General features: G+C 43.3%; 3 protein-coding genes. All 3 read right to left on the reverse strand.

Features of this window, described 5'->3' with window-relative positions; translation table 11 throughout:
* Nucleotides 1–29: 29 nt before the first annotated feature.
* Nucleotides 30–821: an RHS repeat domain-containing protein gene (locus tag QZ106_RS09385; protein ID WP_295976579.1), complete on the reverse strand. Its 792-nt coding sequence runs from the start codon at nucleotides 819–821 to the stop codon at nucleotides 30–32.
* 202 nt (nucleotides 822–1,023) lie between these two features.
* Nucleotides 1,024–1,311 (reverse strand): hypothetical protein, encoded by a 288-nt coding sequence (locus QZ106_RS09390; protein WP_295976580.1) that lies wholly within the window; start codon nucleotides 1,309–1,311, stop codon nucleotides 1,024–1,026.
* Between the two features lie 12 nt (nucleotides 1,312–1,323).
* Nucleotides 1,324–2,799, reverse strand: a 1,476-nt coding sequence (locus QZ106_RS09395; RefSeq protein WP_295976581.1) for an RHS repeat domain-containing protein, incomplete at its 5' end; no start/stop codon positions are given.

The raw sequence follows: 2,799 nt of genomic DNA on the forward strand, positions 1-2,799 counted from the left end.
ATTCCATTATTTCTTCTCCCAAATTTATATTATTGCATTGTGGCTAGCTTAGTAAAAAATGCTCCAGCCGCCATTGACTCTCCAATGGGACCATCAAAAGGAAGTAATGCTAAACCAACAGTCAAGACACCTAATCCAATTAACGCCGCATAATCACCAATAGAATTTTGATTAGATTGAAAAACCGGTTCAGGAACTGGTCTATTAGCTAACGCATCAATTTCCCTAGGAATTGATCCCCATTTCCCACCTCCATCACATCGATCATTCCCCTGACAATTTTTTATATATTCTTTAATATCATTTTTAAGTCCCCTTTTTAAATCATTCATTTCCTGATAATGTCCGCCTGGCTTAGTTACACCGCCTCCTCTCATTGGAAATCCACCAATTCCATCTTGAACAGGATTATATTTTTGAAATTCTTTAATTAGTAATTGTGACTTGTGAAAAATTTGAGCTCTTAATTCTGCACATCTTTTATCATTACACTTATTTAAACCTAAAGGATCCACCCATATCTGTATATTCTCCGCAAACTGATAAAGATTCATCCCACCCATTAACCCTATCGGATCCTGCGTAATAAACCGCCCGAGTGCAGGGTCATAATAACGCAAAAAGTTGTAATGCAAACCGGTTTCTTGGTCGAAGTACTGGTTCTGCAGGCGGAATGGCTGGTGTGTAGTCCGTTGGGCATGGCGGTTGCTGTCATGAATAAGCTGTCCCCAAGCGTCATAGCGTCCTTTCCAAATGAGTTTGCCTTGGCTATCGGTCATTTCTCTAGGCACGCCGATTTGGTCGCAGTGGAAGTAGTTCACGGTATGTTGTACGTTTTCACTCTCTTTATAACACTGCGCCAACGGCTCATAGCTGTCGGGGTGGGTGTAAATGTAGGTGAAAGTGCGGTCGGTTTTGCAAACATTTTTTAAATGATAACAGCCATGTCCAATATAGCCGTTAAATAATATCTATTTTTTTCAAAATGTTATAAGCACATATTGAGAGATAGCTCGAGAAAAGCTAATGTTCACAACGACAATTTAAAAAGTCATCAACATCAGGAGCTGTTAGGTGTGAAATAAATTCAATATCTATATTCTTATCATCTCTCATGATTTGAACAAGTCCCGTAAAATCAAATAAAATCATTATTCCTCCCCCTGAATCTTTTAAGTAAGAAAAGTCGTATCCATCTAAAAATACGCCTTCATCGATCAAACAAACTACGATTCCCTTATCTAAAGGAGACGAATTTTTCCAATAAACAAGATCTCCAAGCATTATATTTTTATGGGTAGCATATTTCATGAGAATACCTTCTTAGTTTACGAATGGCTCAACCGGTACCATTTCTGGAGTTAACTGATGTGGTTTTAATACATATTTTTGTTTATTCCAGAAACACTTACAATTTGGATAAGGTGCTTGATTTGATTCAAATATATTATGGTGAGATCCATATACTCCGTGCTCCATTTTGTCATCAGGAATAACATCAAGAGGACGATATCCTAGTGTTTTAGGAGGAACTATCCGTCCACTTGTTGTTATACAAGGCGGACATTTTGTTTCATTACACTTCGCTGTACCATCTGCTTCAGCCTGAGCCTGAGCCTGAGCCTGAGCCTCAGCCTCAGCCTTATCATACTCCTCTTTGGCATCCATTATTCCCACGCCGATAAGAATACCAGTCATGGCTGTACCGACATAGGCTAATCCTTTTAAAAGCCAAGGCGCCGCAAGCACCAGTGGAAATAAGCCCAATGGGTCAATTTGATTCTGCACCGTGCCCTCAAACCGATACAAATTCATCCCCCCCATCAACCCTATCGGGTCTTGTGTAATAAACCGCCCAAGCGTTGGTTCATAATAACGCAAAAAGTTGTAATGCAAACCCGTTTCTTGGTCGAAGTACTGGTTCTGCAGGCGGAACGGTTGGTACGTGGTCCGTTGGGCGTGGCGGTTGCTGTCGTGAATAAGCTGTCCCCAAGCGTCATAACGCCCTTTCCAAAGGAGTTTGCCTTGGCTGTCTGTCATTTCTCTAGGCACGCCGATTTGGTCGCAGTGGAAGTAGTTCACGGTATGTTGTGCGTTTTCACGCTCTTTATAACACTGCGCCAACGGCTCATAGCTGTCGGGATGGGTGTAAATGTAAGTGAAAGTGCGGTCGGTTTTTTCAGCATTTTGCTGATGATTACCCTTGCGAATCTCCTGCACCAAGTGTGAGCCCGCCCAGATAAATTGCGTGTGGCATTGTTTTTCGCCTTGTTTGTTCAGTTTGGATTTTGCAATCCGTCTGCCCAGTGGGTCATAATCATACACCCAACTTTCGGTGGTGTAACGGTTATGGATATCCGCCCGAATCAGTTGATGTTTTAAGTCATAGGTATACCGCTGAGAGTCACCATTAGCGGTTTGGCATTCGGTGAGATTGCCGAGGCTGTCGTAAGTGTAACGCACACCCTGATAGTGGCTCAGGCGGTTGTTAATCACCTTTTCCGTTGGGTCGTTGATAAGGTTGCTTGCCGGGTCAAAGTAAAAGGTGTGCCGTTGTGTTCCGGTGTTCTCCTGTTGAATCCGTCCCAAGCTGTCGTACTGATACTGCGTCTGGTGCGGTGTCTCAAAGGGCTGTTGTGGGCAGTGGGTGCGGGTTTGGATAAGGTGACCCAATTCGTCATAGCCATAAGTGCGGTCGATTTGCACGGCGTTTTGTTGATTCGCAAGTCCTGCCTGTTGTTGGACCAAGCGCCCCATCTCATCATAACAATAACGTCCGTTAAGCGCCCCCTGGCTGCG

The sequence above is a fragment of the uncultured Aggregatibacter sp. genome (genome assembly GCF_901873365.1).
Taxonomy (GTDB): Bacteria; Pseudomonadota; Gammaproteobacteria; order Enterobacterales; family Pasteurellaceae; genus Aggregatibacter.

Coding starts and splice junctions, on each gene's coding strand:
- QZ106_RS09390 (WP_295976580.1), bottom strand. CDS start 1,311: ATGAAATATGCTACCCATAAAAATATAATGCTTGGAGATCTTGTTTAT.